This is a genomic window from Pseudobacter sp. (assembly GCF_051955275.1).
Taxonomy (GTDB): domain Bacteria; phylum Bacteroidota; class Bacteroidia; order Chitinophagales; family Chitinophagaceae; genus Pseudobacter.
In genome coordinates this window covers 19380-27428 of record NZ_JBQCGW010000011.1, presented here as the reverse complement: position 1 = coordinate 27428, position 8049 = coordinate 19380, and the positions used below count along the sequence as shown (strand labels likewise).

At 44.7% G+C, this 8049-nt stretch carries 5 protein-coding genes; all 5 read right to left on the bottom strand.

Annotated features, from left to right (window positions below):
- Window positions 1–166: 166 nt before the first annotated feature.
- The gene (locus tag ACTHMC_RS01440; protein ID WP_440410205.1) at window positions 167–4000 is read right to left on the bottom strand and encodes a hypothetical protein; all 3834 of its coding nucleotides are present in this window, start codon (window positions 3998–4000) and stop codon (window positions 167–169) included.
- A gap of 1 nt (window position 4001) precedes the next feature.
- Window positions 4002–4700: a hypothetical protein gene (locus tag ACTHMC_RS01435; RefSeq protein ID WP_440410203.1), complete on the bottom strand. Its 699-nt coding sequence runs from the start codon at window positions 4698–4700 to the stop codon at window positions 4002–4004.
- A 63-nt stretch (window positions 4701–4763) separates the two neighbouring features.
- A complete protein-coding gene (locus ACTHMC_RS01430) occupies window positions 4764–5345 on the bottom strand; it encodes a DUF6712 family protein (RefSeq protein ID WP_440410201.1) in 582 nt (193 codons plus the stop codon).
- On the bottom strand, window positions 5342–7594 hold the full coding sequence (locus tag ACTHMC_RS01425; RefSeq protein WP_440410199.1) for a hypothetical protein: 2253 nt from the start codon (window positions 7592–7594) through the stop codon (window positions 5342–5344). Before ACTHMC_RS01425 ends, ACTHMC_RS01430 begins: the two co-directional genes overlap by 4 nt.
- Window positions 7587–7973 (bottom strand): hypothetical protein, encoded by a 387-nt coding sequence (locus ACTHMC_RS01420; RefSeq protein WP_440410197.1) that lies wholly within the window; start codon window positions 7971–7973, stop codon window positions 7587–7589. Before ACTHMC_RS01420 ends, ACTHMC_RS01425 begins: the two co-directional genes overlap by 8 nt.
- Window positions 7974–8049: the final 76 nt, after the last annotated feature.

Here is an 8049-nt window from a genome sequence, read left to right as displayed (position 1 = left end):
GTACGAATGGCCATACAGGGTATGACTTCGTTGCTGAATAGTCAGACGGCTTCAGGATCACATACCCGAAAGGGTTGGTTGTTGACTTCGGAAACTTCTCAACCAGCTGCGCCTGCAGCAGGAAGGGGAGGAAGAGTAAAAAGAAAAGTAATTTTTTCATTGTATGTTAAAATTTAAAAACAGTTACTTTAAAAGTTCCGCTTGCCGGATCCACAGCGGCACCGCCGCCCACTCTGCTGGCCCTGACACTTACCGTATTTGTTGCACTCACCCAAGCGAAGAATGTAACATCAGTAGCCACCGATCCATTAGGGACACCAATAGCAACCACATCACCTACAGTTGCGCCTGTCACTGTAATGGTGAGGTCTTGAGAGTTAACAGAAGTCAGATCGAAGTCAAGAGTTCCTGTATTTGATATTGGCGCCATAATCTGAACTACAGAGCTATCCGTTCCTTTTCCGAGAATTGAAACAGGAGCCGTTGACGACATTGTTCCATTCAAATAAAGCGCACCGACCCTCGTGCGACCATTATTTACAAAAAGCGACCACGGATTGGTAATGGTTACATTTGTTCCTGCCGCTGGTGCATTGTCCAGGTAGAGCGTAGATGCATTGGTATATGTTACACTGGTATTAGATGCTGCGAGCGTTGGTTGAGCGATACCGTTGGCTGCAACATGCGCCACTGTACCACTGGCAGAGGTGTTATTGTCAGTATAGGTGGCTGCTAAAAATGCAGACTGAACGCCACCGACGCCACGGTTGTTTCCCGTAAGGTTAGCACCCAGTGTGAGACGCGCTGTACCGGCTGTTCCGTCTCCGATTTTCAAAAGGCCGTTCTGAAAAATTGCTCCCGCCACCCCAAAGCTGTTATTGAACCGAATACCATTGGAAGTTCCGGCAGGAGTTAATTGCAGATCAGTTGAAGGGGCATAGACAAGACCATCGCTGCGCAATTGAATTGAGGAAGTAGATGAACTGGCAACAAAAGACGCGCCTCCTCCCGATCCACTATTGTTTATTAGGCCTGTGACAAAATTGGACGCAACATTTGCCTGGGCCGTGAAAAATCTGTATGCGATACTTGTAAACGCTCCTATTGAAAAAGTTGGAGAAATATAAAGTGGTGATAACGATTGTGAATTTGCGGTAGCCGTCAAGGTTGGACTCACCGTAACACCCGCAGTTGTTCCGGCTACACTTCCTGTCTGGGTGAGATTACCCTTTACAGTTACCGTTGCATCGCCCGCTGTAATGCCTGTAGAATCGGGACCAAAAAGCCAGTCCCCATTTGAGCGTAAGAAACCTCTGTTGGTGTTGTTTGTAAGGAAAGAAATTGTTTTACTATTTTTTGCCCCGAACTTCGGTGTACCGCTATAGGTGTTGCCGTCAACATTATGAAAAAGAGTTGTGGCTACCGTTGAATCGAGACCACTGGCTCCGCCGCCACCTCCGGATGCATTGATCACATATGGAGAAGCCACAGTACCGCTACCGGTGACTGTTACATTTGTCCCCTGGGTGATTTTCGTCTCACTTCCATCGTAGATGATAGATCCTGACTTTCCGACGCCGTATTTCCAGGCAGATGCAATAGATCCAGGATTCCGCATACTTTCGACAGCTTCAAGCTGCGTTGGAAAGCGCGGAAAGAAAGCTGGCGGAGTGGTCATGCCGGCACGCAGTGCACGGATACTATCGCCTTGTGGGGTGTTAGCCAAATTGTAATTGCCGTTATCAGGGTCAATAAAAATCTGCTTCAGACCCGCAGGATAATTTGCGCAGTCGAAGTAAATGCTATGTTGATCCTGTCCGGATTGTGCTTGCCATGCAGCCAATGTTGTAAGTGTAGGGCTGCCACCATTGTTCAGAAGAATCCATTGTGGGCCAGTTCCCTTCACTTTGATATATACATTGTAATCTCCCTTATAATTGTTCACAAAAGGAGTTCCGGAGCTCAGCTTGTCGCCTACAATGATACGTGATGCGCCACTGTTGGTACGGTCAACAATAAAGATATTACGATAGCTTTGGATTTGATCAACTGAGGACTGTACACCTACCAGAAAAGTACTGCTGGTAGTTTTATTCGATTGATCGCGAAAGATTGAATTCGTAATCGTGCCTTTAAAATCTGTCTGCGTCAATTGCAGCCCGTACATGCCTGCACCGGTGGCATCACCTTCCATGACCAACAAATTGTTGTTGTAGAAAAAATTGATCGGGTAATTTGTGGGGTAAGACAAGCCTGACCTTTCAGAGATCCGATTGAAGATGTTTCCTTCTACTACAAACTCAGTAGCCAGGCCGCTGAATGCTTTCTTATATCCGTATATATAGTTATTTCGGATAGCTAGCCGCTTGATCCCATCGCCGGATAACGCCGTGCTACCATAAGAACCAGCAGTATCAGCGAATAGGTAATTACCAGAAATATTCAGTTCTTCCGTCCAGGTGGAGGTGGTTACATTGCCGATATGTGAAAGTATAGGTGAAGCATTGTTAAGAATGATATTATTTGTGATGCGCGAGAAATTACCGCCACCTTGCGCCTCGTACATTACAATAGCCGTTTCTCCCTGAGCTAGACCGCGTGGACCAGGCCGGAATACGTTGTTGTCTATGATGCCAGAGTTTGCCACAACGTGATGCGTACCGCCTTCTCCAATGATATTATTTCTGATCAGGATGCTATCACCCGCACCAATCATTCCATAACCATGTCCGGAGCCAATGATATTTAAATGTTCAATCACTGCCTTTTTAAATGCTCCATTGGCCACGGTTCCACCCGCTGTCGCATCGATTACAAAAGGTCTCTTCACTATTTCATACCGGTATGCATTGCTGTTGGCATTGCCTGCCGTAGGATGCACATACACCATGATCGGATTCACGTTAAGCGCAGGTGTATAATATGTCCCAGGAGTAGTGTCACATTCGGTAAGGCTGGCCGCCAGTCTCATAGGTCTACGAGAATCATATGGATTAGACTTCCCGAGCAAGGTGTCTATTTCTGTTACAAAAATGTAATGGTATCCTGCCTGATTGGTCGGTACACTATGCGCCCAGGACTGCTTACCCATGTTACTGGTGTCGGTCCATGTACCTGCCGGTTCCATACCGGTGATTCTTGCATAGGCTTTCCCGCCGAGAATATCGTAAGATCCTACCTTCACGCCATGCTGGGAGATTGTGAATTGCTCACGGAAGAGGCTTCGAGCCTTTAATCCAGCTCGTGCATCTCCGTAATAATTCGCAAGTAGGTTGACATCATTCTGGATATTGGCAAGGTTGAGTTTTGCCTGAGCATCCGACAGGCCTGAATTACTGTTATTACCAGAATCGGAAACAAAACGCTGAATGAAATCTATTTTATCATCTCCTCCGTATAGAAGGAGGTTCTTGTTCAGCTGAACAGTATCGATCGATTTTCGGATTGCGTAGTTTGCATTAATATTGGTCGCTCCTCCCCCTACGCTATCCTTATACGCAAAAACCTCCACGCCGTTCTTGTAGAAGAACACGCTATCTGTTCGCCTCTTTACTGAGTCTACTTTCAGGTTTAATGCCGCCTGCTGGGCTATGGAAACCGGCTTGTTCAGGTCTGATGTATTATCGACGTTCGCAAGACCGATGTCGGATTTACCCAGCGTCCAGGTTCGATTTGCGATAAGATCCTGTGTGATTCCATTAATGGTTATAGATCGGGTAAGAGGTACCTTAGAATTGTCGATACCTCCGAATGCGTTCCACTTTCCGTTCTCCCATTGATATACCTGGTTATCTCCAATGAACTTAATGAATGCGCCTGGGCGATCCCCTTTCTCAGCGCTATCGCGGTATGGGAAGTATAACATCTTGTCAAACCATCCGCGGTTCTGCCGGTTCCCATACTGTACTTTATTCCAGATGTAATAGGTAGAATCATCCTGCTGGGAGAACACTTCAGAGAACAACAGAATGGACAATAAAAAAATAATGGTCTTTTTCATCTTAGTAGTTTCTGTAAAGGATTAAGAATCTTTCTCCGGCTACTACGGGAACAGCAAGGCCGATCACAGTCCCATCCCAAGTATACTCCAATGCGTCAGGATTGACAGACACCTTGTAAATCGGTTGATTCTCCCTGGTTACCAGCAGTAACTTCTTGCCGAGTATCGCAGGGATTGTGAGGTTCTTTCCTTCTGCCCCGGAGGCTACATATTTTTCGTCGTAGACAAGTTTCATATCTTCAGTTTGAATCGGTGAATCTGTTGGAACCGCACAAGCATCCGGCTCCCAGAGAGTTGAAAAAGTCAAATCAAAGTATATACCTGCAGTGAGGTCGTCCAGCTCTTCCCTTAGCAAAACCGTTGCGTTGGACTGGCTCACTTTCCAATCTTGAAATGACTGGTGATTAAATTCAGCGAGCAGATCCTTAGCGACCGAACGCATGTCACTTTGCACATCCAGCTCATTGAGCTTTGCATCCTCACTGACATTCGCCAGGTCCAACAGGAAAAGGCGGAAACCATAGGTATCCACTCTCCCTCCGATATCCAATACACCGCTTGTGTCTTGTAATAGGGCGCACGGATATTTCGTCGTATGATCGGTCAGTGCATCACTTGGTGGTCCGAACTTGAAGCTTCGCATTTGTTTGTGCGCCAGTATTATGCTTCTTATCCTTGCTATTACCTGGTTGAGTGTCATGCTGCTTTTGTAAGTAGAGTTTCAGTTTCCGTTCGTTTTTCTTATTCGGAGTTGTGTTTGCCATCAGTCACAACAGTTTGGTTTATTCCCTTGATATTTTTCTTCATATGATTTACCACAACCGCAATCATCACCCAGGTATACAGGAAGCGTGAATGATTTATTCTGCGGGTTCATATCATCAACACCGTTTCCTGGATTTAAGTACTCAGGGAACATAGCGGCAGCATTCTGTTTGAGATACAGTCGAAGACGGTTAGCATAGAACTCCGCCCTGTTCTTATAGTTGTTTGATAAATCAACTAAGTCTGACATTGAAGGCAACTCTGTATCTACCCCTTGTTTACGAATTACCCCCTTGTTCCAGAACTGGTATGATATAGTTTGTGGCAATATCATCAGCGTGTAATAGATAAGAGCGTCCACAATGAATACGTCCACCAAGTTTTTGTAATTCCCCGCTAAAGTGCCGGCACTGATATCACTCAGAATCTTATTGTACAGTGCAGATCCAAGTACCGGATGGATATACATATCCTGTGCAACTTTTATATCGGGGTAGATCAACTTGGGATCGATATTCCCGTGAATGGCAGTTCGCTCCTTTATCATTGAGTCTGATATCAGAAGAATATTTAAGCTCATTTTTTACCTCCTTTTCTTACTACAACATGACTTACCCAGCGATGTCGACAATATGGTTTATCTCCCCACCAGCCGCCCCTGCGATCCCATACAGAATAGCCCAGGCGCTGGGACATTGTTTCTATATCCTTCCTGGAATAGAGTCTATCAAGTTCCAGAAGCTTCTTGCAGAAGGGCCGATTCTTATCGTCCTTCGGACCTTCATAAGAATATTTGATATAGATCTCTGTTGTTTCAATTTCACCTGATGGCGGATCAATATCTTTGATTGAGTCTGTTACTGTTCGTTCTATTTGGGTGTCTTCGCCGATAACTTCCGTAGTAGATGTTATTAACCCCTTCCGTGTTAATGAAGCAATTTTACTGGTCACATATTCAGTGGATGATCCGATAGTTTCAGCAATAACTTCAGGCGTTATCCTTTTGTCTTTTTTTATCAGGTCCAGGATAGCAGCTTCTGTGTTAGTCACCTCAGTTTTAAAAGCGAGCTGATAAAAGGCAAGCTCATCTTCCGCAGCTTCTTTATCGGATGAGAACTTTACCCGCTTGCTTTTGATTATATGAAAGTCGAGCTTAAGTTCTCCCATTGAGTCAAACACTTTTAATGTATCCTCTTCAGAGAGCAACTGCGCAGCAAACTCTTCCATTGTTGCGTCTTCTTCAACACCGAGCAATATAGCAATATCATCATCTGACAACTGAAGACCTGTCTTTAACAAGACAGTTGCCTGCTCTTTCGATAACTGGCCTTTACCGTACTGGCGAATGATTCGCATCAGCTGTTGATGTTGTTTGCCGGTTAGGTTTTTAATATTATCGTTGGCAGAACTTACCCCTTCATTTGTTGAGAGTTCCTGAGCAGGCGCCGCGCTCCCCGGAACCTGGGACGAAGGACTGTCTCCTCCTGGCAGAGGTGGTAAGGAGGCAAGAGCCCTGATCTCATTGGAGGAAAGCGAGTCTAGTATTTTGGTGGCAACAAGCGGAGAAACAGAAGACAGTGTGTCAATTATCTTTTGAGATGGGCCTATTGTAGTAGTTTCAATGGCTGGCAGTCCCAATAATTCGCGAGCTTCCTCAGGCTTTAAGACTGTGCTTAACATTGATTCAGGAACTATAATCCCGATGGGGTCTAACTGCCGAATAAAATACCCTTCCCCTTTCCCCATCAACTTTCCAAAGTAGTTGACAACCTTTTCGATATTGAGTTGCTTAGGTTTTGCATACGTATTGATGAAGATTTCATAGGAAGTCTTTAATTCGGTGTTACCACCCAATTGACCCTCACTCTTAATACCGAACAGCATCGGGCTAGTTACCTGGTGCCCTGTAAAAATCTGTTGCTGACTAGTTTTATTTAGTATTTCAAATTGCTTGTCTAATTCGTTAAAGGAAAGATCCTCTATGTCTACAGTCTTATCCTTATTAGAATTAAAAACAAGCACAAATTTTCCTGCATTTTCGCTACCCGAAAACTTCTTTTTAAACCTGTTCTCTATCTCCTTTTTCTTGTCTTCAGAGGGTTCTCCGGTATAGAACTGGATCATCTTGGACGGCATCATGCCGTTCCTGATTGAACTCAGGTGAAACTTACTTATCTCGATCTCAATTTCAATGTAATTACAGGTAGCGATGTATCCGGGGAGAGGATAGAACTGGCAACCAGGCCTGTATTCGTTATAGGCAAAAACTTTTGAGGAAACTTTACCTTTTTCGTTCTTCTCCTTTTGAACAGCTAATGGATCGTACTCTTCGTAAGAAATAGGTTCTTCACGGTAGCTGCTCCAGTTATTCTTGAATAAATAGGTTCCGGGAGCCTTCCCTGTACGGAACTTATCATAGTCATAATGGTTGATCTCAGCGATATTGCCGAGCATATTAAAAGTAATGATCCAGCGGAACCCTCCATAGATTTCGAGGTCCTTGATAGATTTCGCCAGCACCTCATTCATAGTTTCTCCGCGAGAATTAATAGGGGAAGCGGCGACAACAGTACCATCTTCCTTTACGAATGGCGCGAAGCCTCCCGGCTGAGGTACCTTCTGATCCAATCCGCTACCTAGGATGTAATCGCTTTTCCCATTGACTATAGCGTTGTGCGTTGGAGATTTGTTATACAATGCTGTCAGGTAGTCGGGGTATTTATTATCCTCGCCGTAAAGTATATAATCCTTATTGCGGACTTCTTTGAATTCCGGTATCTTGCTATCTGCGAACTGCAGCACAATGATATCTGTATCTTGATCAGCCATTGTATGTTTTGTAGGTTACTGGCTTATCGTACTGATCGAAGCCAAATTCGGTTGAAGGCTGCAGCAAGAGCTTACCTGTTTCGAGCAACGCTGTTGATAAAGCAGGATCCGTGTTAGTCTCGCTTGCTTGCTCATATACCCAGTAATGCCACTCTCCTCTTGGCTGGTTAGTGAAAACATAAGCAGTATTTATTTCAAACTGATTGTACCTTTCTGGGTACTCACTTTCGTCTTCATCCAGAGAGCGGATTACCGTTACAATATTTTTAGTAAGAACATGGATAAACTGAAAAAGGTAATAGGGCTCAAGAAGCGTTTGCAACTCTGTGAGGGTTACTATTATTTTTTCGGCTGATTGCCCTTGGGTCAATACCAACATACTGGTATATATACTTTCCCTCTTTTTGTTTGAAACCAAAAAACCGCCCTTGTGGGGCGGTCTTCAACTATTGCTC

What these genes read in the sequence shown, in the direction of transcription:
- ACTHMC_RS01425 (WP_440410199.1), bottom strand. Translation starts at nt 7,594, where the DNA reads ATGGCTGATCAAGATACAGATATCATTGTGCTGCAGTTCGCAGATAGC.
- ACTHMC_RS01440 (WP_440410205.1), bottom strand. Translation starts at nt 4,000, where the DNA reads ATGAAAAAGACCATTATTTTTTTATTGTCCATTCTGTTGTTCTCTGAA.
- ACTHMC_RS01420 (WP_440410197.1), bottom strand. Translation starts at nt 7,973, where the DNA reads ATGTTGGTATTGACCCAAGGGCAATCAGCCGAAAAAATAATAGTAACC.
- ACTHMC_RS01430 (WP_440410201.1), bottom strand. Translation starts at nt 5,345, where the DNA reads ATGAGCTTAAATATTCTTCTGATATCAGACTCAATGATAAAGGAGCGA.
- ACTHMC_RS01435 (WP_440410203.1), bottom strand. Translation starts at nt 4,700, where the DNA reads ATGACACTCAACCAGGTAATAGCAAGGATAAGAAGCATAATACTGGCG.